The following is a 23804-nucleotide window of genomic DNA, read 5'->3' as shown; positions in this document are numbered from 1 at the left end:
ACACCTCCATATGCTGTTAGTATGAAGGTGTTGCGCGCTTTCTATTCCGTTTTAGCCAGCCGTCGCCGGGTTAGTTCACATCTGCTACAAGCGGGCCCGCCAGCTCGCGAAGGAAAAACAGTTTGCCCGGCAGCGTCGGCATGAAGGTAGACGGCAGCCACATATCCGGACCATGCCGGAGCGTGATCCATAGCGACATGCCCTGCCATTGCATGCCCCGTCCGAGCGCCCCATCGCAGCCGCCGATAATCCGGTCGGACTGCAGGAACAAGCCGGGTCCGATCGTATTGGCGCGGCAAGGAACTAGCGTGGTCCGGCTTTTGAAGCTTGTGATCGCGTTCTGCTCGATCGTAAGCGGATGAAGCTGCGCGCCGATCCGGTGCGTTTCGCTTCGCCAAGCCGCCTCGCTTTCGTACTCTTCGGCAAAATGCGGCTCCCAAAAGGCGATATGCAGCATCCGGCCAATCCCGAATACAGTAATCAGCTCCGCCCCTTCGGCCTTCAGAGCGGCGATTTTCCCGGCGTATTCAGGCAAGTTGGTTTTGGTTGCGAAATTGCGCTGCTCCATAGGCACGGTCAAATGGCCGAGCGGACCATAAAACGCCTGCTCCATCGCATACTGAAACGCGCCCGGGTTGGACGGCTCCAGCGTTCGGCCTTCGGCGTCGCTCCATTCGTCCATATTGAAGCCGTATACATGGGAGCAGCCGACGTTCCACTCCTGCAAAAAGTATACCGCCCACTTGTACATGCCCATCGGTCCTACCGGCAGGATAATCGCCAGCTTTTTGCCAGCTTCCCTTGTCCGGCGAATGTTCTGGGCGATCTCGTGCCCCATCATCATGTCAAAATCGTACACGTTCTCGCACACGACCGGAGCAAATTCGCGATGCCAGAACGATTGGCGCTCCGTAGCCGCCTCGGCCGGATAACGGCAGCAGCGATCGATTCTCTCCATATCCCAGCCCGCCGGGTAAAATGACTCCAGCAGGGAGCCTTTCACTGTCGATATAAAATCCATACTTATTCCCCCAAAAGTGAAGTAATCCATCGTTGCTTATTCCAATCTCAACCATACAATCAAGGCAGCAGACGGGTAGTCGTCAGACGAGGCCACGCCTTGCACTGGACGAAACCCTCCGCATAAGCGGCTCCGCACTGGAGGCCGCGGAATTTCGAAACCGTGCGCACAAAGTCGAGAAAATCGATGCCGTCGTGCTCGTACAGCCATTTGATCTGGCTTTCGTGAGCGGCGTTCATCGCGATTTTCGTTTCGATCGTATCGGTAATATCGACGTATTCCGTCGGCAAAAAGCCGACTCCTGCCAGCGTATCCATATAATAAATCGGCGATGGCTTCAGTCCATCCGGCACGGCGACCTCTGTGACGTAATGCGGCACGGTAGCGGCGAAACTGGCATCGAACACCGCTTTGGATACTTCCATATGGTCCTTCATGTAATCTTCCGGCGGATGCGTAATGATTACGTCGGGCTGTACCGTGCGAATCACGTCTACAAGCTTGGTGATCAGCGTATCCTGATCCGATTTGACGAGCAGATCGTCCACATCCATACTGATAACCTTAGCGCCGATCAGCGCACCCGAGCGCTGCGCCTCGCCCGCCCGTATAAGCCGAAGCTCCTCAGGGCCTATGACCTTGTGTCCTTTGTTGCCGTTCGCTACGTGCACCATCGTGACATTATGCCCGAGCGAAGCGTATTTGGCCAGCGTTCCGCCGCAGCCGATCTCCAGATCGTCGGGGTGACAGGCAATGGCAAGTACATTCATCGAAGTTCCTCCTTAGCTTGTGCCGGTCCGTGAGCGGCGGCGATTTCGCGCAGCGCCAGCCGGAGCGATTCATACCCGTCTTGCAGTGTCGATACATCGATTTCACGGCCCGAGGTCAGGCAATCCAGAAAATAACGCAGCTCGTTGTAATAGCCGCCGAGACTGGAAATATTGCCTCCGCTTGCCCCTTCTCCTGCTACACTTTCCTCCAGCGCCGGCTCGAGAACGGCTCCGCCTGTTTCATAAATGCGCAGCGACGGATTCGCCGCCGAGCTGAATACGGCGGTCGCCCGCTCGAAGCTGACCCGATACGCCATTTCGAACGGAAACGTCTCGGGGTAGTCCCATCCGCCTTCGAGCGAAACAACCGCATCGCCGTACCGGTACAAACTGAACACATGCCCGTTGGCCCCATCCCGCTTAACCGCTTCCGCCGACAGCCGGTCCGGCTCGCCGAATAGGGAGCGCACGAAGTCGACGTCATGCACATGCAGATCAAGCGCGGCCGAGCCGCTTTTATCCGGATCATGCAGCCAGCCGTTCCACGCCCAGCCCGGCTTCGGACTGATCCGTTTAAAGACGCCGGATAACAGGCGGCCGTATTCGCCGCTATCCGCCAAACGCTTCAATTCCATATATTCCGGCCAAAAACGGATGCAATGGCCGACCATCGCCTTCGCTCCGGTTTCGCGCTGAAGGTCCAGCAGCCGCTCCGCTTCATGCAGGCCAAGACATACCGGCTTTTCGACAAAGACGTTATACCCTTTCTTCATCGCTTGTGCCGCCGTTTCACAGTGCAGATAGGTCGGCAAACATATATCGACGGTGTTCACGTCCGCTTCCCGGATCAGCTCGTCCGCCGACGCATACACGTCCGCACCGAACAGCTCCGCCAGCTTTGCCGCCCGCTCCGGCTCAGCGTCCGCCACGGCCGTCACCTGAAAGTCGCCCCGTCCGGCCAGCGCTTGGTAACAAGACGCGTGCATCGATCCCATAAACCCCGCACCGATCAACCCGATCCGGATCATACCGCATCCCCTTCCTCTCGCGCCCCAGCCAGAATGGCATCCATCGCGCCGGATGTATTAAAAATAATTTGTTCGGGATAATGCCGATACGGCGGAATCATTTCCGCAATTACATAATCCGAATATCCGATTTCGCGCAGCTTGCGCATTACAAGCGGATAATCCACATCACCGGCAAGCAGGTCAACGAAGGCGGATAACCCCGCCCCGCTGCGACGGAAGTCTTTGAAATGCACCTTTTTGATGCGACGGTTCAATATTTTGATCCAATGCTCGGGATAACCGGTCAGCAGCGTGTTGCCCACATCCAGATACGCTCCGACCCAGGGAGAAGCGATGCTGTCGATAAAATTGCGCATTTCGAGCGGTGACAGCAAAAACTTATTCCAGACGTTCTCCACGCCGATCGACACCTGCGCCGCCGCCGCTTCGGCAGCCAATCCCGCAAGCGCTTCCAACGCGTTATCGTAGGCGACATCGTATTCGGTTACATCCAATCCCGGTATAAAATCGACACCGACGCTGCCCGGCACCACGAGAATCGTATCCGCTTGCAAAGCCGCTGCGACTTCGAGCTGACGCTTCACAATATCGATCGCCTTGTCCCGGTTCGGCTTCGATTCGCTCGTGAGCGCATACGACCAGCCGAGCCCGCACGCCAGACTGCTGATGCCGATGCCTTCGGCTTCCGCCGCCAGCCGTATTTCCGCGATCTCCTTTTCCCCGCTTTCCAGACTGAGCGGTCCCGTTTCCGCGAGCGCCAGCTCGATCCCGTCGAAGCCGGCCCGTTTGGCCAGCCTGATGCAATCCGGGATGGACATGCCTTCCGGGAACGACCATTGGTTGATTCCTTTTTTCAAGCAGCTCCTCCCCTTTCGGACGAATCTTGTTCCTTGTATCCATCGTACCGATACGGCACCGCGAAATCTTTACCGAAACTAATCGAATATTTAACAAAACTATCGTTTGCTGCTTTTCCCGCCGCTCCATATCGAATAAGATGGTAGTGGAGCGCACCACACCGACAACGGAGGGCGAAATATGGAATTTAAAAAAACTCCGCTCGAAACCGTGTTCGGAGTGACCGACCTGATCTCCCTGCATTACTTCGAATTTGCCAATGACTTCGTGTTCGAGGGCGAAGCGCACGATTTCTGGGAGCTGCTGTATGTAGACAAAGGCGAATTTGAAGTAATGGCCGACTCGGTCGGATACGTGCTGAAGCAGGGCGACCTTCTGTTTCATAAACCGAATGAATTTCATTCCGTCTGGGCAAACGGCAAAATCGGGCCGAACATTATCGTCGTCTGCTTCGAGTGCCGCTCGCCAGCAATGAGCCTGTTCGAAAACGGCCTGTACAACCTGACCGATTACGAGCGGAACTTGATCGCCCATATTATGAAAAACGGCTTTGCCGCCTATTACCCGCCGTTCGATCATCCGCGCGTGCACGATCTGGTCAGACGCGAGGATGCGCCACTCGGCTGCGAGCAATTGCTTCGCAACCATCTCGAGCTGCTGCTGTTAAGTCTCGCTGCGCGAAGCGGCGAATCGCTTCCACAGTCGAATCGGCTATCGTCAACGGCTAAAGAACGCAGCGAGGACGAGCTCGTCAAACGGGCGGTCGCTTATATGGAGGAAAGGCTGGCGGACAATTTGACGCTTGAGGAGCTTTGCGCGCGGTTTCATGTCGGACAACCCCGCCTGAGCGCCCTGTTCAAGGAAAAACGGGGCCAAAGCGTGATGAAAACATACAAAAGCTTAAAAATCGAACGGGCAAAGCTGATGATCCGCGAAGACAAATACAACTTCACGGAGCTGGCCGAGAAGCTGGGGTACAGCAGCATTCATACGTTTTCGCGCCACTTCAAGACCGCCGTCGATATGACGCCCACTGAATATGCCAAAACGGTGAAGGCTCGGATTTTATAGCCGGGCCCGTTGCCGCCTTTGTGCCCAAAACCAAAAAAACCGGCCTCCGCAGCGGAGAACCGGTTTCTCTTATTGGTAAAGGAAGAACAACAAAAAACCCGCATATGCCGTTCGATTCTCATGTTTCAAACCCGCTCTCGCAGGTGGGTGTCCGCAGACGCCTTTTTGAAGTCCCCTTTTGAGGGCATGTCAGCCGGGCGTACTTATTGAACTCCCTAGAAACACTCATTGGTTCAAAACAATCGAAAACCGTGACGTACATCGCAGGATGCTTTTGTTGTTGTACGTATATTATAGGCTTATCGGCCGCAAAAGTAAACCGCGGTCCTGCATTTTACATGGTTACCATGATTATCGCGCTCTATCCTGTTCCTTCTTACCGCGATCGCCGGGCTTTTGTCCATCTGCCGAAGGCAGTCCGGCAGGGCTGTCCGGCTTGTCCGTTTCGCGATCCGTCCGCTCTTCCTCGTCGTTGTTCTCTTCGTCATTGCTCTCTTCGGCCTCGTTCTCCTGCTCCTTCTTCTCCGTCAGCGTCTTCATCCGGTCATAAATCCGGTAGAACGTCCAGAACGAAACGAACGCGATCAGGCTTGCCATAAAAAACGGGATCAGAAACGTAAACTTGGTCAGACTGACGTACAGGATAATCCCGCTGCAGACAAGCAGGAAAATCGTCATCACCGGATTGCCAATCGTGATCAGAAACGAATTTTTCACGATTTGCCAAAACTTCATATGGAAGTGAACCATAATCGAGAAGTGATGGAGCACCGCCGCCGCCAAAATGAAGGCAAGCACGACAAACAAAACGGACAATAAGCTTAACGTGCCGGATTGACGCAAGTAAAAGGTGTAATTGACATACAGCAGCACGGACAACAAAACAAAAAACAGGCCGCTGAACATGCTTTGCTTGTAATTTTCCTTATAGGAACGGAAGTATGTCTTCAACAGCGCAACGTCCGTATCGCCCATCACCCATTTGCGAGCGACGGCAAACATGGCCGCCGTAGCCGGAAACAGCGTAAATGGCGATAAGATCGCGCAATAAAGAATGATCGTTCTTATAAAAGAGGAGGCAAGGTTCGGGTCCTCAAACATCGCCGGACTGGTCCATATGAAAAATCCTCCGATGAGGACTGGACTTGAACAAATTACCCACAACACGTTAATAGCAGAAAAACGCATAATCCATTCCGATATTCGGTATAAGCCACCCATTAACCCGCGAAATTCCAACCTTGAGTCCTCCCCCTGGCACCTGCTGCTCTGATTGTAATTATGATTACTATACTATGTTATGCCCCAAAAAGAAAGCGAACCGCCTGGCCTGCGGCGGCACACTCCCTTCTGATGCTGACCGCTCCATGGAACGGAACCGAGACTTCCGCTATGGCCAGCCACCCCATTGCGAAAAACCCTCTAAATCGAAAGAAGACCTGCCTCAGCGGGCAGGTCTTCACGACTATTAGCTGTTCACAAATTCCGAATTGCTGTCGGATTTGCGGGAATCGTCATACTTGCGGGCGCCGCGATCGCTGTCGCGGTAATTTCTTTCACGATCGTCACGGTTGCCGTAGCCGCCACCGCCGCCATAACCGCCTCTGCTGTCGCGACGGCCGCGGTCGCCGCCGGAATACGAGCGATCGCTGCCGCCACGGTAACCACCACCGCCGCCTTGCCCGCGACCGCCGTCACGGACGTAGGAGCCCGGCATTTTGCGGCCGGAGTTGCGAATATCCGGACGACGTTTCTTGGCGCGAAGCGGATCTTCCGGAGTCAACTCGATCGACACGTCTTTTTTGTCGCCAGTAAGCAGTTTGAGCGATGCCGCCAGCAGTTGAACGGAATCGTATTGGTCCAACAGTTGGATCGCGATGCCTTTATATTCGGCAAAATCGTCCTGATTGACGACTTCGATGATGCGCTCGGCCGTAATCCGCTGTTTTCCTTCGATTGCTTCCGCCAAGCTTGGCAGCGGCTTGCGAGGAATACGATGACGGGTTACTTTTTCGATAAAGTGCAGATGGTCGATCTCGCGAGGCGTAACGAACGTCCATGCCGCGCCTTCGCGTCCCGCGCGGCCGGTACGGCCGATCCGGTGCACGTAGCTTTCCGGGTCTTGCGGCAGGTCGAAGTTGATAACATGCGTAACGCCGGACACGTCAAGTCCGCGAGCAGCCACGTCGGTAGCTACGAGAACGTCGATGCTGCCGTCGCGGAATTTGCGCATTACGTTATCGCGCTGGTTTTGCGACAAGTCGCCGTGAAGCCCTTCGGCGGAATACCCGCGCTTTTGCAGCGCTTCGGACAATTCGTCGACACGGCGCTTCGTACGGCCGAATATGATCGCAAGCTCCGGCGATTCCATATCGAGCAGACGGGACAGCGCTTCGAACTTTTGCTTCTCGTGCACTTCGATGTACGATTGGGCGATCAGCGGGGCGCTCACTTGCTTCGGAATAACCGAAACATGCTCCGGCTCGTTAAGGAATTGCTTCGCCAGACGTTTGATGTTTTCCGGCATCGTAGCCGAGAACAGCATCGTATGGCGCTCGGAAGGAACAAGCTGGAGAATCGACTGGATGTCTTCCATAAAGCCCATATCGAGCATTTCGTCCGCTTCGTCCAAAACGACAGTGTTCACGCTGTCGAGCTTGATCGTTTTCCGGTTGATATGGTCAAGCAGCCGTCCCGGGGTACCGATAATGATTTGCGGCTTTTTCTTGAGGGCACGAATTTGCTTCACGATATCTTGCCCGCCGTAGATCGGCAGCGAACGAATGCCTTTGAACCGGCCCAGTTTGCCGATTTCTTCCGCAACCTGGATCGCCAGCTCGCGGGTCGGACACATGATAAGGGCGACGATACGCTCTTCCGAAGGCTCAATCCGGCTTACGAGCGGAATGCCGAAGGCGGCTGTTTTCCCTGTACCGGTTTGCGCTTGTCCGATCAGGTCTTTACCCTCAATAGCCAGAGGTATCGTCTTCTCCTGGATCGGCGTCGATTCTTCAAATCCCATTTCTGTAATAGCCCGGACCACTTTCGCGTCCAAGCCGAACTCGCTAAATAATTTCAAATGGTTCTACTCCTTTTTACTTAGGGTATCTGGATCCCTGAAAAATTTTGATTTACCCTTAAGCGCGACCTGCTCTTATCCGATGGTTTAGTATCTCTTTCCTTATATACCCGTTTCATACGGGGCTCAAATACGGACCCGATCTCGTTATTAGAAAAGGTATGAGCGGGTACCATCGCCGACTCATTCCACTGGCAGCCGAACTTAAGAATATCTTTTATATCTTACCACAAATCAAGATGTCATTTCCAGCCCTTTCGTGCAGAGCACCTTCAGGCCGGAGACGAATCGTCTCTCAAACAAGGATGTCCCGCAGCCCGGCCGTTAATACACTTGTCGATAATTGTTTATGAACGAAACCGATTGACGAATGAATCGTATAACATCATAGTAATCAAGAGAGCGAAATGTTCGCAGCGCAGCAAAAGGAGCGATTAGCCATGTCCATTTTCAAACGAATCGCAGCAATTCTCCGCAGCAATAAACAGCCGCAGCCGTCCGTTCAGTCGGCCGCCCCTACGCTTGAGAGCATTGCCGTCGGCGATATTGTAAGTGTAGATCTGGAGGAATACGTCGTGTCGGGCAAGGTCATTTACGCCGATCCGGGGTATGCCCCGCATCGTTATGCCTATTACTTGCAGAGCGGCAGGGACATCCACTGCCTGATCGTGGAGAAAGGCCGCACCTTCCAAACGTTCATGTGCCGTTTTCTTGAAGGCGGGCTGGACGATCCGAACGACGTGCCCAAGACGCTTACGATTGACGAAGACGTTACCTACGAGCTCGAATCGAACCGCACGGATCGCACGCAGACGCAGGGCAATACCGATTTCCGCAGCGGCGATCAAGTCGAAGTTTGGCGATATTTTGCAAGCGAAACCGATCACTTTTACCTGCAATGGCAGGATGGCAAATTTGTCGCTTTGGAAGGAACTCTGATCCCATCCAGCGAAGTTAAAATTATGAAGTCGAACCGAGTACCCCAGAAGTGACGAAATTTTGCGAATTTCGCCTTTCGTTTCACTGGGATCATAAGCTAAAGGCAGGAGTTGAATGTCCATGAAACGTTGGAACCGCTGGGCGGTCTGGATCAGTATGCTCCTTGTCGTCGCCCTGTTGTCCGGATGCGCGAATGCGGCCAGCTATGTAAAGGATTCGTATCCGCTCGTCGATATGGACGGCAAAGGGAAAGCGGCGGCTAAAGTATACGAGGCGGAAGGCAAAACGGTTCCCGAAGTGGCGAAGGAGCTATCCGCTCAGGAAAAACCGCAAGAAACAAGTAAAGAAGATCCGGAGCAGATGTTTCTTGTCTACGACAACCGGATCGTCAATTTGCAAAAAAATCCGGAGAAGCCGGAAAATACACTGATCGAAATCGATACGATCGAATACGCAAAGCAGCATTACGACTCTTCGTTTCTGGAAGGCTACGTAACGGCGACCATTATCCAGTCGATATTCGGAAACGGCTGGTGGGATTCCAGCTACAAAAAATATTCGACGCCGTATAAAGGGTATTCCTCAACGCCAAAAGCGTCGACGTCCGCTTCGAAACCTAACGATGACCAAAAAAGTCCGACGACGAGCGACCGTTCCGGGTCGTTTACGACCAAAGGCAACGTTTCGTCCGGCAGCAGCACAAGCAGCGGCAGCACGGGAAGCACAAGCGCAAAGCCGGGCACAAGCTCCGGCACAAGCAGCTCGGCGAGCTCCGGTTCGAGCAAGTCGCCCAGCTCCGGCTCAAGTTCAAGCACCGGCTCCAGCAAATCCAGCTCGGGGAACTGGTCGACATCGTCCTCGTCCTCCAGCTCGAGCAGCATCCGCAAAAACGACGGCTCGACCCCTTCGGCGACAAAATCGACGAAGCCCAGCACGTCAAGCCGCTCCGGCAGCTTCTCTACGAAGAGCAGCGGCAAACGAAGATAACGGCCTTATCCGAAGCGCCTCCTTCCGCGGGGGCGTTATTTTTTGTTTGCTGCCGTCCCATAATGGTAATCCTACCAACATGGAGGGATTGTCATGATCCGCTTGAACGACCTATTCGATGTGGTGAAGATCGCGGTAGCCGCCGTCCTGATCGCAGCCGGATTCAATTTGTTTCTAATTCCGCATCAGCTCCTGAGCGGAGGGTTATCCGGCATTTCGATGATGATCGGCTACTTTACCGGCTGGAATATCGCCCTTTTATATTTTCTGATTAATCTGCCCGTGCTCGTCTGGGGCTGGATCGATATCGGACGGCGGTTTATCGCCCTCAGCATCGTATCCGTTCTGCTTACGTCCTGGTTCATTCAGATCATTCCCGAAAACTCGGTCAATTCCGATCCGATTATCGGAGCGGTATTCGGCGGCGTGCTGATCGGACTCGGCTCCGGCATCTCGCTTCGTTCGGGCGGCTCGTCGGGAGGGTTCGATATTATCGGCTCGATCCTGACGCACCGGTACGATTTTCCGCTGGGCATGCTGCTCTTCGGTCTGAACGGCGCCGTTGTGCTCGCTCTTGGCCTCGTTCTCGGCTGGGATGCCGCCCTCCGCTCCATGCTGGCCATCTTCATCGCCGGCAAAGTCGTAGACACGCTCCATGTCCGGCATATCAAAGTAACCGCGTTCATCGTAACGAAAGAACGACAACAAATGACGGAGCGGCTGCTCGTCCTTCCGCGCGGCGTAACGCTCATCCGTACGGAGGGCGCCTACAGCCATACCCCCCATGATATGCTGATGACGGTGACGACCCGTTATGAGCTCGCGGAGCTTCGCAAAATCGTCAAGGAAACCGATCCGAAAGCGTTCGTCAACATTGTCGAGACGGTCGAGGTCATCGGACAATTCCGCAAGCTTCGCTGACTTCCAAATATTAGGCTTCGAAAATGGCAAGTTACCGATACATTTCGATGATGAGTGTGGTATAATGAGATTGTAATTTCATAGGTTCTGGTTTGAACGCCTCACAACTTCATAATCTTTTCGTCTTTTTTTGACCGATTCGCTCGCAAGACCGATTCGAAAAAAACACGGAAAGGTGATGCTCATGGAAACGGTCAAATTATCCAGGATTGTAATGAAATTAACGCCTGACATGTATCCCTGCTTGACGTCCACCGAGCTTGACATCGATATCGTGCTGAAATACGGGTTCGATTCGCTGGAAGCGGAAGACGCGCTTGACATTGTAAAAATGAGTATTTCCGAATATCAAAAAGACGCCCTTCTTCATTGAAGCGGCGTTTTTTTAATGAGTATATTCCCTGTCCGCCTTTACCCGACCTAAGACCAGGTTCAGTACCGCCCGCAGTCTGTTTTCGTGACCGCCGAATCGGGTTAAGCTGTACATAAGAATCGATGCGACGGAAAGAAGGGTTACAATGAAGGACAATTTTTTTGAGATGCGCCCCCACGCTCCCGGTCCAGCACAAGCTCCTTACGGTGCCGGCCCCGCAGCCTATCCGGGCCACGGCGTAAAACTGCCGCTGAAAAGCAAGTTTCTCGCCACCTTATTCTCGATGTGCGTGCCTGGAACCGGGCAAATGTACGTCGGTGCGGTAGCGAGAGGCATGTCGATCATGCTGCTGCTCGTGCTGGACATCGTAGCCATCGTGTTTTTTGTGAACGGTCCGGCCCAAATGGGCGTACTCCCAGTCACACTGCTGTCCCTTCTTATCCCGGTGCTGTACTTCTATAACGTATTCGATGCGGTTCACCAGACCGATGCGATCAATCGCGCGATCCAGATCGGTCTGCCTTATCCGAATCCGTCGGCGTATCCGAACTCGAACGAAAGCAATCTGCTGCTCGGCTTCATCGGCGTTGTCGTCTTCATCTGCTCGCTGTCCGCGTTCGGCGGCCGGTGGGACGGCTTGTTCACGATCAACACGGCGATTGGCGGAGCGGTGCTGCTCGTAGGCGGAGCGTACTTCATCTTCAAGGAGATGCGCGGCAAAAAGTAACAGTAGGAATGTCTTTAACGATAACCAGCCAAACAAAAAGCCGTCCCGATCAAACCGGGAAACGGCTTTTATTTGCTGTCGCCGGAATTGCCTCGAAGCTGCCGGGACATGCGCAAAAAATAATCGACGGCGCGAACCGCCCGATCCTTCACCTGTGCGGAAACGGGCTCGCCGTCCTCGTCGAACTGCCGGTTTTCTCCCCCGATCGAAATCCACTCCGGACAGTTGATACCATGCACGGCCCGTACCATAACTTGCAGCTGCTGAAGCGGACTGACGCCTACGGCTCCGCCGGTCGAGCAAACCGACAAGACGACTTTTCCGTCGAAATGATCGAAGCCGAGATGATCGATCGCATTTTTCAGCACTCCGGATATGGAGCCGTGGTAATCCGGCGTACTGAGCACGATCGCATCCGCGCGCAGCATCGCTTCCTTGAGGGCGGCAAGGTTCGCGTCCGGAGGATTCCGGTTGTCCGGCGTAAACAGCGGAACCGGCCGGCTGTACAAATCGAACAGCGTAACCGAGCAGTCTCGGTCCTCGAGCCGTTTGGCGATATAACGACACAGCTTCGTGCTTGTAGACGCTTGCTTGTTGCTTCCAGCAATGATGGCGACCTTCATGAACGACCCATCTCCCTCTCCCGTCATTTCACATACATTTTAGTTAATTATATTAAGTAAGTCAATGAACGGTGAGGGAAATGCAACCTGATCCGATTGCCCTGCGAAGACGCCGAAGGGCAGCTTAGGCACAAAGCGCCGTATATAGTATAATGATGGAAGCACCATATGTATGGGATCGGAGGCTAGCTCATGCTGCATATCGGCGACAAAGCGCCCTTATTCGAGGCCGACAGCTCGCAGGGGAAAATCCGGCTGCAAGACTATATCGGCAAACAGCCTGTCGTGCTTATCTTTTATCCGATGGACGAAACACCCGGCTGTACGGCTCAGCTCTGCGCCGTGCGAGATAGCAAAAAGCTGTACGAATCGGCCGGAGCCGCCGTTTTCGGAGTTAATCCGGGTTCGGCGGAGCATCATAAACAGTTTGCGGAGCATCACGGCTTCGATTTCCCGATTATCGTCGACGAGGGCGAACGGATCCGCAAGCTGTACGGTGTAGGCAAAATACTGGGCTTGTTCCTTCAGCAGCGGATCGTTTATGCGATCGGCAAAGACGAGACCATAACCTTCGCCAAAAAAGGCAGCCCGCCTGCAAGCGAAATACTCGCATCGCTGCCGAAATGACAGACAAGCCCGAACTCGCAAAAACGCGAATTCGGGCTTGTCCCGTTTCAAACCGCTATATATTCAGCCTTCGCTGTACATTCGGCTCGTCTCCTGCCACACTTCCCCGGGAGCAAGCGAAAGGATGCCGGTTTCGTCTGCGCGAAACGGGGCGTTTGGCGCATTGACCATGTTCGTCTGCGGCTCCGGGCAGAAAAACCCGCTGTTCGCGTCCCCGTTATAGATCATCCAGAACCGGTACGCCTCGCCGGCATCGTATATGAACTTCACGCCGAGCCGCGTATCCGTCAGCTCCATCGCATTGCGGCCGCCCTGGGGCACAGCCGTATAATGGTTGTCCAGCCGGGCGAAATAAGGAGATACCCCGTCTCCCTTCAAGCTTTTCTCGTTGTCGTCCAGCGGGGTAAAACGGCCGTTCGGAAGCATCTGCTCGTTCAGCTCGATCCGCTCGCCGATCGTCATCCGCAGCTTGCAGTCGGACGGGGAGCTGCCCGGAGCGAACGGCGCGTTCAGCGACGTGTGGAAGCCGATTACGCAAGGCATCGCCTCCTGCCCGTCGTTGCGCACGCCCACTTCCTGCCGCAGGCCGTCGCTGCTGAGCGAGTAACGGATTTTGATCGTAAAGCGGTGCGGGAAATACGTATAAGCCGGGTGCGATTCCGTCACCCGCTGGGCTACTACCACATAGCTTGCATGCTCGTCCGAGCCGTAATCGTCAACCTGCCAGGGGATGTCGTAAAAAAATCCGTGCAGATGGTTGTCGCGGTTAGCCTCGTTGACCGGCAAGCGATAAACGGAGCCGTTCCAGGGGAACTTCCCGTCCTCATACCGGTTGGGCGGGAACAATACCGGGATGCCGTGGACCATCGGCCTATTCATAAACGCTTCCATATCGCCTTCCCCAGGCTCGCGAATAAAGCGGAAATTCCTCTCCGTATCGCGGAATGCAACCAGGTTGCCTCCTGCCTGCGGAATCAATGCCGCTTCATACTTCCCGAACTGAAGCCATATGGCTTGTTCACCTTGATAAACGCCTTCAAACGCCTTCGACATCTAACCGTCTCCTCCCGAAATTCCGCCTGGTCTCCAGCCTATGCATGTCCAAGGCAGCTCTATTTCTTGTCATTATAGCACATACGGCAAAGCTTGCCATATGCAAAAAACCGCGCATCCGATATCGGACACGCGGGCTTTGGATGGCTGCTGACAGATCGGCAAGCCGGGAAGCTTACTGGGACAAACGGAGCGCAAGCTCGTACAAGTCGCGGTCAAAGTCCTTCTTCGTATGAACGACCGTATCGATATCGGTAGCGACAAGCTCACCCTTAATGACGCCGCACGCCTTGCCCGAAACGCCTTGAATCAAGCTGTGGACGGCGAAGTCGCCAAGACGGCTGGCCAAAATCCGGTCGTTATGCGTCGGCGTTCCGCCCCGCTGAATATGGCCGAGCACGGTAACCCGGGCATCGATGCCGTTCTTCGACTTGATATGGTCGGCCACGCTCTGAGCGCTGCCCGCTCCTTCCGCGACGACGATAATACTATGCCGCTTGCCGACCTGGAAGTTGCCTTCCATCCGCTTCGCCACTTCGTCGAGATCAAACGACACCTCGGGCACGAGAATCGTCTCCGCTCCGCTTGCAAGACCGGCATACAGGGCGATATCGCCGCAGTGGCGGCCCATCACCTCGACGATCGAGGAGCGTTCGTGCGAGCTCATCGTATCCCGCAGCTTGTTGATCGCATCGACAACGATGCTTACGGCCGTATCGAAGCCGATCGTAGTATCCGTAAACGGAATATCGTTATCGATCGTGCCCGGCAGGCCCATCGCCTTGATGCCAAGCTTCGCGAGCTTATTCGCCCCCTGATAGGAGCCGTCGCCGCCGATGACCACGAGGCCGTCGATGCCTCGCTTGCGGAGGTTGTCCGCCCCGAGCTGCTGGCCTTCCGGCGTTTGGAATTCCTTGCAGCGAGCCGTCTGCAGAATCGTTCCGCCGCGCTGAATAATGTCCCCTACACTGCGAAGATCCATCGGCCGGATATCGTCATTGATCAGACCGGCATATCCCCGCTGCACGCCATAAACTTCCAGACCGTGAAAGATCGCGCTCCGCACGACCGCTCTTACGGCCGCATTCATTCCTTGCGAGTCGCCACCACTAGTAAGTACTGCAATCGATTTAACCGTCATAACCGAAATTCCCCTTTCGTTCGTCGCTTGCGTTGTTGGCTGGAAAACATATGGTTAAGAGGAAGACTTGCGCGTCCAGACGCTGAACGCAAAGAAAAACATACGCATGACCGGACTCCCCTTCATCAGCTTGCGGGAAATAAACCGTACATGCTCCTGCTCCTTTACTTTCGGATCGGATAAGTACAGCGCCAACAGCCCCTCGATAATCATCCGGTGAAACTGCGGATGCTCGAGCCGAAATATATCCTGCCGGGCGCGCTGGGCGATATCCGCGATTTGTCTGGCGGTCGTTTCGCCGTCCTCATAATAACTGCAAAAATTCAAATCGCCGCCGGCCCGGTCTTCCTCCTGATCGATCAAGTAATCGAGCAAAATGTGCAGACCGCACACATGCGGAAAATACGCGAGCCGTATCGCCTCCGCCTGATCTTCGGTCAGACGCTCGCCGGCTGCGGCCATAAACAAATAAAAGACGCCCAAGGTGGAACCGGTCGCCGCGGCAAATTCGTTCCAGCGAAGATGGGGGTATCTCTGGCGGTGCTTGTCCCACCAGGCAAGCAGCTCGCCCTCGCGCAAATCGCGCCGGATATGCTTGTACACCTGCAGATCCGCGTACAGACCGACAAGCTCCTTAACGCGTTCCTTGACCGCCTCGTAAGACGGAAGCTGGGAAACGCAAGACTGGCATGTTTGCACGAGCTTATGTAAATAACCGCCGTCTTCCTTCTCCGCTCTCAGCGCATAATAGTCGGCAAGCGGCGCATTCGGCTCGACCGCATCGAGCATGGACTGGTGCAGCAGCCGGAAATCGTCCGCGTTAAGCGACGTGCTGCGATCGCACAAGTTGTCCAAATAGTCGCTGATCGTTTGGAACGCCACGATAAGCGGGATCAGCACATGACGCATCGGCAAATCGGCGGCGGCGTATACGGCCCCGCCCTTGCAATGGAATTCCTTACTCGTCAAACTGTCGATCGCTTGCTTCCGCAGCTCCGGGTCGGCCATTCTCTCCGCCTCTTCGCGCCAGCGGCCAAGCTGCTTCGTTACTTCCGGAAATACGTACCGATAGACGCGAAAAACGAGCGCTACCGGGTTTCGGGGAACCGTTTGGCCGTATCGCATGGTTGTTTTCACTTGCGGCGATCCTCCAAAGCTTTGATCCCTCTATTATAGTACAAACGGCCGCAACTTCCTAATAATGCCCCTTGACCGAAACGTCCTGATCGGCGCGGAACCACAGATGCAAATCCGTAATGCAGCTGGCGATCTCGGCGATTTCCGTATTCAGTCTGCAGGAACGCGGAAAATCGTCCTCCGTATTCAGCTGATTCTGCTTCTGGATAATCGTGCGCTCGAGCTGCATAATCCGGTCCGGGATACGCCCCCGAATCTGCTCCCAGTCGTGAAGCAAGGCGGCTCGCTCCGCTTCGGTCAGCGCGGCCCAATCCTCGTGCAGCCTGGGCAGTTCGATGCCGAGACGCTCGTCGAATACAAATTCGTATGTCATCGCACCCTCCAAAGGCACGGCTCCCGGCGGTAAGGAAGCTCTTTTTGAAAAGGTCTACGCTTTAATTTATCATGCTTTTGCTCGATACGCCAAGCCAATTTATCGGCTACGTTCGAAAAAAATAGAGCGCTTGTCGCATTTTATACTTTGCGGGGCCGCCTATCCGTTCTATACTAGGATAATACCACTAAAGGTGCGGGCACCGACGTTTGGAGCGAACGAACATGACCGATCAGAGCGAACAACGGCTGACCATGAGGCAGCTTTTTGCTTTTTTTATCCCGCTGGGCCTATCCGCCAGCCTCGTCACGATTTCCCATGTCATCATCAACAGCACGCTTGCCCGTTCCCCCGACCCGGAAATTATTATCGCCAGCTACGCAATCGGTCTCAGTATGCTCGGCGTTATCGAAAAACCCGCCATTTTGCTTCGTCAAACGTGCTCGGCGCTCGTTCGCGACCGGATCTCGTTCAAGGCGATGACCAATGTGGCGGTTTGTCTATTAATCGGCATGTTTGCGGCCGGTCTAGTCATTTCGTACACCGTTGTAGGCAAGCTGCTGTTCCGCTACTTGTTCGGTGCCGAGGATACGATGCTGGAGGCAATCATTCACGTGTATCGCGTGCTCATGTTCGTCAGCATTTTCTCCGGCATCCGCTGCTTGTACCACGGTATTCTGATCAGCAATATGCGCACGAAATGGCTTACCGTCGGCATGGTCGTCCGGCTAGTCGCCATGTACGCGGTATCCTTGTATTTCATTCATACGAACCGGGTGACTAGCGGGCAGGTCGGCGCCATCATCTTCCTGGTCGGCATGGTGATCGAAGCGGCTGTCAGCGTGCTGGAAGGACGGAAGCTCGCCCGGTCGCTGCCGCTCAAGAAGGAAGGCCACGAGGTCGAGCGTACGGGGCACATCTTCGGCTTCTATCGCCCGCTGCTGTTCTCTTCGCTGATCGCCGTCGTGATCGGACCGGCCATCAACGCGATGCTCGGCAAAACGTCGGATATTCAGCTGTCGATCGCCTCGTTCGCCATCGCGGGAAGCCTGACGCAGCTCGTGCAAAGCTTCTTCATGTATATGCACCAGATCGTGCTGAACTTTTATCGCAAAGATGCGGCGCTGGCTCTCCGCTTCGCGCTTTTGTGCGGATTCGTGCCGACCATTCTGCTCGGCGTGCTCGGGTATACGCCGGTCGGCCCCTGGTTCATGGAGCATGTGATGGGCGTAAACCAGCGTCTGATGGAGGCCAGCCTTCACGCGCTGCGCGTCTTTATGCTGATGACGCTGCTGTATCCATGGCTCGATTTTTGCAACGGCCTCCTGATGCTGCGGGGCCAAACGAAAGTAATGATGTTCTCGCAGGCCGCGAACGTGACGGTCACGCTTGCCACGCTTCTCGTATGTGTAGCGGCGGCACCGGGCTGGAACGGGATGATCGGCGCTCTTGCGCAGTCGCTCGGCATCGCCGGCGAGCTGTCCGTCGTACTGTACGTCCTGCGTTCCACGTCTACGGGGATCGAACGCCGGGCATCGTCTTCCATTTAGAAAAGGATGAATCCAAGTGACTACCGAAATCAAACAACAGCCCGCTTCCGGAGCCCGCTCCGGCGATAGCGGCAAAATGCACGACTCGGCAGAACACGAGCGCACAAGCGCACCGGCGCCGGAACACGACGCAAGGCCTACCGTGAAGGATGAGACGGTCATGCGCTCGTTCTCCTTCGTCTTTTATATGACCATGGCGCTAACCGTCTCGTTTTTCCCGCTTTACTTCAAGTCTCAGGGCTACTCGAATTTGCAGATCGGGGTCGTTTATTCAATCGGTCCGTTTATCGGCATCGCCGCGAACCTGTTCTGGGGTTATGCGAGCGACAGGCTGCGGACGATCCGCAAGGTGCTGCTCGTGATGCTGTGCGGTCAACTGCTTACGACGATCGTCCTGACGCAGATCGACGCGATCGCCTGGCTTTATGTGGCGATGACCGTGTACAACTTTTTCCACACGCCCATTAACGGCCTGAACGACAGCTTGACGCTTCTCACGATCCGCCGCAGCGGTAAAAGCTATGCCAGCTTCCGGGTGTGGGGCTCGCTCGGCTTTGCCTTCTCTTCGGTCGTGTTCGGCTTCGTTCTACACACGGTCGGCGTCGAAAAAACGATATGGTTTACGGTCGGCACGATTTCGCTCTCGCTCGTGCTCGCCTACTTCTTGAAGGACCGTTCCAGGGGCGGGCCGGCCGCCGGATCGGGAGCGGTGAAAATGTCCGGCTTTGTCGGCATTTTGAAGCAGCCCGGACTGCTGCTGTTCCTCGCGCTGATCTTTACGATGTCGTTTGCGCACCGGACGAACGACGGCTTCCTCGCCCTTACGATGAGAGGGATGGGAGCGAGCGACACGGTGATCGGCTGGGCGTGGACGGCTTCTTCGCTTAGCGAAATTCCGATGTTTTACTGGCTGAGCAAAAACGGGCACAAGTACAAGGAGCTGCCGCTGCTCATGATCGCTTCGTTTTTTTATGCGGTCCGCTTTTTCCTCGTCAGCATCGTTACCGATCCGATCTGGATCATCCCGCTCCAGATGATGCACAGCGTGACGTTTGGCATCTTTCTCGTTACCGCGCTGCGTTATATTCAGCAGCTTATTCCGGACGAATACCGGGCTACCGGACAGGCGATCTACAATATTGTCTGGTCGTGTCTCGCCGGGCTCGCGAGCGGCGTTGTCGGCGGCTGGGTGTTGGACGGCTGGGGGGCTCCGGTCATGTACCGGATCGCGGCCACATCCGGGCTGGTCGCCTGCGCAGGGTTTCTGCTGACGCATGTCATTCAGCGCCGCCGGGCCGGTGAATAGAAAAAGACCGCGATAATGCGGATATAGAGACAGGATGTGCTGCGAGTGATAACCGCAAACGACAATGCGAACAGGCCGATCACACTCATAGCCGTCGTGACGGCGTTTTGCCTGCTCGGAGATTCAATGCTGTACGTGGTGCTGCCGATTTATTGGCATGAGGCCGGGCTTACATCTCTGTGGCAGGTTGGCATTTTGCTGTCTGTCAACCGGTTCGTAAGGCTTCCGCTTAATCCGCTGATCGGCTGGCTGTACCGGAAAATGCCGCTGCGCGTAGGGCTCGTCACAGCTGTGCTGCTCGGCTCGTTAACGACGATCGGGTACGGCACGCTCCACGGCTTTGCCGCCTGGCTGGTCTTGCGGGCTGTCTGGGGCGTCGCCTGGTCGCTGCTGCGAATGGGCGGCTTCCTGACCGTCATCGCTTATTCCGACGATTCGAACCGCGGCCGCTGGATGGGCCGTTATAACGGCTTGTCGCGCATCGGCAGCTTGTTCGGCATGCTGCTGGGCGGCCTGCTCACCCCGATATTCGGGCTGTCCGCGGTAGCAGTTGCCTTCGGCCTCATCGCCCTGGCGGGCTTGCCGTCCATCAGCATATGGATGCCGAAGCGGAGTACCGCCCCAGGGAAAGCGGACGTAAAGCCCCGGACGGCCTCCGAAGACGGAGCCGCGGACCAAGCGGGAGTGTGGTACAAATCCGCCGCCGTGCGCAAGGCGATCGCCACCGGGCTGATTTTGTCGATGCTGCAAGCGATTCTTACGGCTACGCTCAGCCTCGTCATCGAATCGAACTACTCCGGCGTGCAGACGCTGTTCGGCATCGCCCTTGCCGGTACCGCCCTCGCAGGCGGGCTCCAGGCGGTGCGCTGGACGGCCGAGCCGCTGCTCGCCTCGTGGTTCGGCCGCCTGTCCGACGGCCCGCGCGGCCGGCTGCCGCTGTTCGCGACGGCGCTTGTCGCTTCCGCCGCCGGCTTCGCGCTGATGCCGTGGCCGCTGCCGTTCGCGCTGTGGCTCGCCGCCGTACTGCTCGTCATGGTCGCCGGCACCGCCGTCTCCACGCTCATGGACGCGCTCGCCTCGGATGCGGCCCGCACCGCCTCCGTCATCGCGGTCATGACCGCCTACTCGGTCGCCACCGACCTCGGCTCGGCGATCGGCCCGGCGGCCTCCTATGCGCTCGCCGGCTGGGCGGGCGGGCTCGTTCCGGCCTATGTCGGCAGCGCCGTTATTTTCGGCGCAATCGCCCTGTGGCACTGGCCCCGCCGCAAGGCGAAGCCCTTCTCCGCCGGTACGGGTGCCTCGGGCGGGCTGTGAGCTTGCAGGACGGGCGTGGCTGTAGCCCGGCGGCCGGATAGCGGAACTTGCGGTTCCGCTATCGCCGCTTCGCCGGTCTACAAAGCAGACTTAACAGAAGCGAAAGTTCCGCTATTGGCCGAAAAGCCCGCTTCTAATCGAGCGAATGGCGGCCATAACGGAACTTTCGCTTCCTCTATCGCCTTTGATAGCGCGTTCCGCGAGTATAGCGGAACTTTTATTTCCGCTCAGCCGCCTCCGGGGCGGTGGCACCTCGGCACTGCCTTAACGGAACTTTTACTTCCTTTCTCCCGCCGCCAGCGAAGCTGCGAGTCTTTCTCTCCGCTCTCCGCTCTCCGCTCTCCGCCCCCTTTCAGCCGCGTTTGCCGAGTTCCTCGGCGATCATGGCGACGCCCCGCTCGATATCCGCCTCCTTCACGTTCGAGACGGTCAGCTTCACGATCCGCTCCTTCGGAAAGCCGGATAAATAATGCTTGTCGACCGGCTCAACGAGCACAGACCGCTTACTCAGCCTGGCGATCAAGCCTGGGATCGACGCTTTATCGTTCGGCAAGATATGCGTATGTGTCGACGGGGAGCTTGCAGCCTCGAACCGGTAATGCTCTCCTCCCGGGCCCGCGTAACGCGACAGGACCTCCGCAAGCAGACGGGACCGCCTCGACCACGATGCGCGCAATTTTTGCTTGTGCCGCTCATACATCCCGCTCTTCAAATAAATTTCCAGTGCCGCCTGGGACAGCATCGAGCTATCGATGTCGCTCAGCCGCTTCCGCCGGGCGAACGGCTCCGCAAGCGCCTCCGGCAGCACGGCAACGCCGACGCGAAGCCCCGGGAAAATAAGTTTCGAATAGCTTTTCAAATAGATCACTTTGCCGGCCGTATCGTAAGCATAAATCGGGTCGGACTTGCCGTTCGTCTCCATATCGGCCAAATAATCGTCCTCGACGATATACACACCGTAGCGGGCCGCCAGCTCGGCGATCCGTTTCTTCTCCGTCTCGGTGTAGGAGCTGCCGAGCGGGCTGTGAAAGCGTGGAATCGTATAAAACAGCTTAATGCTGCCCGTGCGAAACAACCGCTCCAGCTCGTCCAGATCGATGCCCTTCGCAGTCCGCCTGATGCCGATAACGGGCAGCTGCAACGTTTCGACGAGCTCGTTTACGAGATGGTAGCCGGGCTGCTCTACAAGCAAGCTCGTTCCGCCGTTCGGTAACGGCATCGAGGCCAGCAGCGCAAGCGCCTGCTGAACGCCAGACGTAATACAGATGCGGCTGTCCGGGGCAAATACCTGATAGTTCGTGAGCTGCTTGCGGACGACCTGAATTAAGGAAGGCAGTCCCTTCGGCGTCCCATATACGAAAAGCTCGTTACGGTACGTATCAATCGCTTTATTGATGCAATGGCGAAAATCCAAGTACGGAAATACGTCCGGGTCGGGTGAAAACGTCGCAAAATCAAGCTGCTGCACTTTCGGCAGCTCCCGCTGCGTCCCCCGTACGACCACGTAATAGCCGCTCTTCGGCACCGAATAGATCAAATGCCGCTTCTCCAGCTCACCCATCGCCCGGACAACCGTTCCCGCATTGCAGCCGTACCGCTCCGCCATAACCCGCACCGAAGGCAGCTTGACGCCCTCCTTATAGGCGCCGGCTTCGATCGACCGCTCAAGCTCGTTTATCAGCTCCATATATTTGTGCATACTTCGCCTCCGCTCCGTTATCCCGCAACGGCACTTTGGTAAGTATCATCCGCGGGAGTCGCATCTGTATCGATACAGACGACCTTTTTTCATATTGTAGCAAAATGGCGTTCGTTTTACGATAGTCGTATCCGTTCGGGTCTACCCCCTATCTTCTCGTAACAAGGAGGCTTGGTCTTACATGCCAACAAACAAGGGCAACCGCTCCGCTTATGCGGCCGCTTTGCTATACGCGTTCATCATCGGCTTTTCGTTCCTGTTCGTCAAATTCGCCCTGACCGCAGCCTCTCCGCTGGACACACTCGCTCACCGCTTTACGATATCGCTCGCCGCAGCTGCGGCGCTCGTCTTGTTCGGACCGTTCAAGCTGTCCATCCGGCTGCGCGACATAGCGGCGATTTTGCCGCTCGCTATGCTGTATCCGACGTTATTCTTCACATTCCAGACGTTCGGCCTCGCCCATACGACGTCCTCCGAAGCCGGTATCGTTCAGGCAATGGCGCCCGCGCTGACGATGATCCTCGCCGCTTTCGTACTGAAAGAGCGTCCCGGCTTGCTTCAGCTGTTGTCGGTGCTGCTGTCGGTAGCCGGCGTCGTCTATATTTTCGTCATGAAAGGCGCCCGGCTCGAGGCTGCTTCCTTGACCGGCGTAGGCCTGATCGCCCTGGCCGCCTTGTCGCTTGCCGGATACGGCGTGCTGACGCGGAAGCTGGCGCAATCGTACCGCGTTATCGACATTACGTTCCTGATGTCGCTTATCGGCTTCGTGGCGTTCAACGGCTTGTCCGTCGCCGCCCATGTGGCCGAAGGATCGCTCTCCGCCTATTTCCAGCCGTTCATTAGCCCCTTGTTCACGGTGTCGATTCTTTACCTCGGCGTCTTGTCTTCGCTCGGGTCGTCGCTTCTGTCCAACTTCGTCTTATCGCGTCTCGAAACGTACAAAATGAGCGCATTCAACAATATGGCGACGCTGATTACGATTTTGGCGGGAGTCGTCATGCTGGGCGAACGGCTGACGATCTACCACGGCATCGGCGCGGTCATGATCATTGCCGGCGTGCTCGGCGCGAACTTGCCCGCAGCCGGGAAACGCAAGGCGCGGACGGTGCCTAACGCCAGCAGTGCGCCAAAATAAGTAGCAAACGATAAGAAGAAGAAAAACCTCGGGAATCGCGTCACAACGCGGGTGCTCCCGAGGCCTTTG

At 56.0% G+C, this 23804-nt stretch carries 23 protein-coding genes and 1 other RNA gene; 11 read left to right on the top strand and 13 right to left on the bottom strand.

Going from position 1 to position 23804, the window contains the following annotated elements; translation table 11 throughout:
* Positions 1-70 precede the first annotated feature (70 nt).
* Genes D7M11_RS10870 through D7M11_RS10855 form a run of 4 tightly spaced genes read right to left on the bottom strand, consistent with a single transcriptional unit; the run spans position 71 to position 3679 of the window.
* The gene (locus D7M11_RS10870; RefSeq protein ID WP_120747222.1) at positions 71-1021 is read right to left on the bottom strand and encodes a sugar phosphate isomerase family; all 951 of its coding nucleotides are present in this window, start codon (positions 1019-1021) and stop codon (positions 71-73) included.
* 59 nt (positions 1022-1080) lie between these two features.
* Positions 1081-1791, bottom strand: a complete 711-nt coding sequence (locus tag D7M11_RS10865) for a PIG-L deacetylase family protein (protein WP_120747221.1) — start codon at positions 1789-1791, stop codon at positions 1081-1083.
* Entirely contained in the window at positions 1788-2819 is a 1032-nt protein-coding gene (locus tag D7M11_RS10860; RefSeq protein WP_120747220.1) for a Gfo/Idh/MocA family protein, read from the bottom strand. Before D7M11_RS10860 ends, D7M11_RS10865 begins: the two co-directional genes overlap by 4 nt.
* On the bottom strand, positions 2816-3679 hold the full coding sequence (locus D7M11_RS10855; protein WP_120747219.1) for a sugar phosphate isomerase/epimerase family protein: 864 nt from the start codon (positions 3677-3679) through the stop codon (positions 2816-2818). The genes D7M11_RS10860 and D7M11_RS10855 overlap by 4 nt, the downstream gene beginning before the upstream one ends.
* Before the next feature lie 181 nt (positions 3680-3860).
* On the opposite strand from D7M11_RS10855, the gene D7M11_RS10850 reads away from it, so the two are divergent.
* A complete protein-coding gene (locus D7M11_RS10850) occupies positions 3861-4751 on the top strand; it encodes an AraC family transcriptional regulator (RefSeq protein ID WP_120747218.1) in 891 nt (296 codons plus the stop codon).
* 91 nt (positions 4752-4842) lie between these two features.
* On the opposite strand, the gene ssrS is transcribed toward D7M11_RS10850, so the two are convergent.
* The 3 genes from ssrS to cshA all read right to left on the bottom strand — a co-directional run bounded on the left by ssrS (position 4843) and on the right by cshA (position 7830).
* Positions 4843-5024, bottom strand: a non-coding RNA gene (gene ssrS, locus D7M11_RS10845) — 6S RNA.
* Between the two features lie 78 nt (positions 5025-5102).
* Positions 5103-5939 (bottom strand): YesL family protein, encoded by an 837-nt coding sequence (locus D7M11_RS10840; RefSeq protein WP_240041055.1) that lies wholly within the window; start codon positions 5937-5939, stop codon positions 5103-5105.
* A 280-nt stretch (positions 5940-6219) separates the two neighbouring features.
* The gene (cshA, locus tag D7M11_RS10835) at positions 6220-7830 is read right to left on the bottom strand and encodes a degradosome RNA helicase CshA (protein WP_120747216.1); all 1611 of its coding nucleotides are present in this window, start codon (positions 7828-7830) and stop codon (positions 6220-6222) included.
* A gap of 440 nt (positions 7831-8270) precedes the next feature.
* Between cshA and D7M11_RS10830 the strand changes: the two genes are divergently transcribed.
* The 5 genes from D7M11_RS10830 (at position 8271) to D7M11_RS10810 (ending at position 11777) form a co-directional block, all read left to right on the top strand.
* Positions 8271-8822 carry a DUF4178 domain-containing protein gene (locus D7M11_RS10830; protein ID WP_120747215.1) on the top strand — a complete coding sequence of 184 codons (552 nt, stop codon included), beginning with the start codon at positions 8271-8273 and terminating at the stop codon, positions 8820-8822.
* A 67-nt stretch (positions 8823-8889) separates the two neighbouring features.
* Positions 8890-9756, top strand: a complete 867-nt coding sequence (locus D7M11_RS10825) for a DUF4247 domain-containing protein (protein WP_120747214.1) — start codon at positions 8890-8892, stop codon at positions 9754-9756.
* Between the two features lie 93 nt (positions 9757-9849).
* Entirely contained in the window at positions 9850-10677 is an 828-nt protein-coding gene (locus D7M11_RS10820) for a YitT family protein (RefSeq protein ID WP_120747213.1), read from the top strand.
* A 184-nt stretch (positions 10678-10861) separates the two neighbouring features.
* Positions 10862-11050, top strand: a complete 189-nt coding sequence (locus D7M11_RS10815) for a hypothetical protein (RefSeq protein ID WP_338042485.1) — start codon at positions 10862-10864, stop codon at positions 11048-11050.
* Positions 11051-11195: 145 nt separating this feature from the next.
* A complete protein-coding gene (locus D7M11_RS10810) occupies positions 11196-11777 on the top strand; it encodes a hypothetical protein (RefSeq protein ID WP_120747211.1) in 582 nt (193 codons plus the stop codon).
* A gap of 68 nt (positions 11778-11845) precedes the next feature.
* Here D7M11_RS10810 and D7M11_RS10805 read toward each other — a convergent pair whose 3' ends face one another.
* Positions 11846-12400: an NADPH-dependent FMN reductase gene (locus tag D7M11_RS10805; protein ID WP_120747210.1), complete on the bottom strand. Its 555-nt coding sequence runs from the start codon at positions 12398-12400 to the stop codon at positions 11846-11848.
* Between the two features lie 192 nt (positions 12401-12592).
* Between D7M11_RS10805 and D7M11_RS10800 the strand changes: the two genes are divergently transcribed.
* On the top strand, positions 12593-13027 hold the full coding sequence (locus D7M11_RS10800; RefSeq protein ID WP_120747209.1) for a peroxiredoxin: 435 nt from the start codon (positions 12593-12595) through the stop codon (positions 13025-13027).
* A gap of 63 nt (positions 13028-13090) precedes the next feature.
* On the opposite strand, the gene D7M11_RS10795 is transcribed toward D7M11_RS10800, so the two are convergent.
* The 4 genes from D7M11_RS10795 to D7M11_RS10780 form a co-directional block, all read right to left on the bottom strand.
* Complete coding sequence (locus tag D7M11_RS10795) at positions 13091-14080, bottom strand: aldose 1-epimerase (RefSeq protein ID WP_120747208.1); 990 nt, start codon at positions 14078-14080, stop codon at positions 13091-13093.
* Positions 14081-14255: 175 nt separating this feature from the next.
* Entirely contained in the window at positions 14256-15221 is a 966-nt protein-coding gene (gene pfkA / locus D7M11_RS10790) for a 6-phosphofructokinase (RefSeq protein ID WP_120747207.1), read from the bottom strand.
* A gap of 54 nt (positions 15222-15275) precedes the next feature.
* Positions 15276-16346, bottom strand: coding sequence for a tetraprenyl-beta-curcumene synthase family protein (locus tag D7M11_RS10785; protein WP_120747301.1), 1071 nt, complete (start codon positions 16344-16346; stop codon positions 15276-15278).
* Positions 16347-16416: 70 nt separating this feature from the next.
* A complete protein-coding gene (locus tag D7M11_RS10780) occupies positions 16417-16731 on the bottom strand; it encodes a hypothetical protein (protein WP_120747206.1) in 315 nt (104 codons plus the stop codon).
* A gap of 224 nt (positions 16732-16955) precedes the next feature.
* On the opposite strand from D7M11_RS10780, the gene D7M11_RS10775 reads away from it, so the two are divergent.
* The 3 genes from D7M11_RS10775 to D7M11_RS10765 are packed head-to-tail and all read left to right on the top strand — an operon-like array spanning position 16956 to position 20901.
* Positions 16956-18281 (top strand): multi antimicrobial extrusion protein MatE, encoded by a 1326-nt coding sequence (locus tag D7M11_RS10775; RefSeq protein WP_120747205.1) that lies wholly within the window; start codon positions 16956-16958, stop codon positions 18279-18281.
* Between the two features lie 16 nt (positions 18282-18297).
* Positions 18298-19587, top strand: a complete 1290-nt coding sequence (locus D7M11_RS10770) for an MFS transporter (RefSeq protein ID WP_120747204.1) — start codon at positions 18298-18300, stop codon at positions 19585-19587.
* 36 nt (positions 19588-19623) lie between these two features.
* Complete coding sequence (locus D7M11_RS10765; protein WP_205127045.1) at positions 19624-20901, top strand: MFS transporter; 1278 nt, start codon at positions 19624-19626, stop codon at positions 20899-20901.
* A 352-nt stretch (positions 20902-21253) separates the two neighbouring features.
* On the opposite strand, the gene D7M11_RS10760 is transcribed toward D7M11_RS10765, so the two are convergent.
* Positions 21254-22600, bottom strand: coding sequence for an aminotransferase-like domain-containing protein (locus tag D7M11_RS10760; protein WP_120747203.1), 1347 nt, complete (start codon positions 22598-22600; stop codon positions 21254-21256).
* A gap of 181 nt (positions 22601-22781) precedes the next feature.
* Between D7M11_RS10760 and D7M11_RS10755 the strand changes: the two genes are divergently transcribed.
* The gene (locus D7M11_RS10755; protein ID WP_120747202.1) at positions 22782-23735 is read left to right on the top strand and encodes a DMT family transporter; all 954 of its coding nucleotides are present in this window, start codon (positions 22782-22784) and stop codon (positions 23733-23735) included.
* Positions 23736-23804: the final 69 nt, after the last annotated feature.

This window comes from Paenibacillus ginsengarvi, from assembly GCF_003626695.1.
Lineage (GTDB): Bacteria > Bacillota > Bacilli > Paenibacillales > NBRC-103111 > Paenibacillus_AB > Paenibacillus_AB ginsengarvi.
Note: the sequence above shows the minus strand (reverse complement) of the source record. Positions and strands in the feature narration are given on the sequence as shown.

Excerpts from the sequence above, each read along its gene's own strand:
- D7M11_RS10870 (WP_120747222.1), bottom strand. The coding sequence starts at position 1,021 with ATGGATTTTATATCGACAGTGAAAGGCTCCCTGCTGGAGTCATTTTAC.
- D7M11_RS10865 (WP_120747221.1), bottom strand. The coding sequence starts at position 1,791 with ATGAATGTACTTGCCATTGCCTGTCACCCCGACGATCTGGAGATCGGC.
- D7M11_RS10860 (WP_120747220.1), bottom strand. The coding sequence starts at position 2,819 with ATGATCCGGATCGGGTTGATCGGTGCGGGGTTTATGGGATCGATGCAC.
- D7M11_RS10850 (WP_120747218.1), top strand. The coding sequence starts at position 3,861 with ATGGAATTTAAAAAAACTCCGCTCGAAACCGTGTTCGGAGTGACCGAC.
- D7M11_RS10840 (WP_240041055.1), bottom strand. The coding sequence starts at position 5,939 with ATGCGTTTTTCTGCTATTAACGTGTTGTGGGTAATTTGTTCAAGTCCA.
- D7M11_RS10830 (WP_120747215.1), top strand. The coding sequence starts at position 8,271 with ATGTCCATTTTCAAACGAATCGCAGCAATTCTCCGCAGCAATAAACAG.
- D7M11_RS10825 (WP_120747214.1), top strand. The coding sequence starts at position 8,890 with ATGAAACGTTGGAACCGCTGGGCGGTCTGGATCAGTATGCTCCTTGTC.
- D7M11_RS10820 (WP_120747213.1), top strand. The coding sequence starts at position 9,850 with ATGATCCGCTTGAACGACCTATTCGATGTGGTGAAGATCGCGGTAGCC.
- D7M11_RS10815 (WP_338042485.1), top strand. The coding sequence starts at position 10,862 with ATGGAAACGGTCAAATTATCCAGGATTGTAATGAAATTAACGCCTGAC.
- D7M11_RS10810 (WP_120747211.1), top strand. The coding sequence starts at position 11,196 with ATGAAGGACAATTTTTTTGAGATGCGCCCCCACGCTCCCGGTCCAGCA.
- D7M11_RS10805 (WP_120747210.1), bottom strand. The coding sequence starts at position 12,400 with ATGAAGGTCGCCATCATTGCTGGAAGCAACAAGCAAGCGTCTACAAGC.
- D7M11_RS10800 (WP_120747209.1), top strand. The coding sequence starts at position 12,593 with ATGCTGCATATCGGCGACAAAGCGCCCTTATTCGAGGCCGACAGCTCG.
- D7M11_RS10795 (WP_120747208.1), bottom strand. The coding sequence starts at position 14,080 with ATGTCGAAGGCGTTTGAAGGCGTTTATCAAGGTGAACAAGCCATATGG.
- pfkA (WP_120747207.1), bottom strand. The coding sequence starts at position 15,221 with ATGACGGTTAAATCGATTGCAGTACTTACTAGTGGTGGCGACTCGCAA.
- D7M11_RS10785 (WP_120747301.1), bottom strand. The coding sequence starts at position 16,346 with ATGCGATACGGCCAAACGGTTCCCCGAAACCCGGTAGCGCTCGTTTTT.
- D7M11_RS10780 (WP_120747206.1), bottom strand. The coding sequence starts at position 16,731 with ATGACATACGAATTTGTATTCGACGAGCGTCTCGGCATCGAACTGCCC.
- D7M11_RS10775 (WP_120747205.1), top strand. The coding sequence starts at position 16,956 with ATGACCGATCAGAGCGAACAACGGCTGACCATGAGGCAGCTTTTTGCT.
- D7M11_RS10760 (WP_120747203.1), bottom strand. The coding sequence starts at position 22,600 with ATGCACAAATATATGGAGCTGATAAACGAGCTTGAGCGGTCGATCGAA.
- D7M11_RS10755 (WP_120747202.1), top strand. The coding sequence starts at position 22,782 with ATGCCAACAAACAAGGGCAACCGCTCCGCTTATGCGGCCGCTTTGCTA.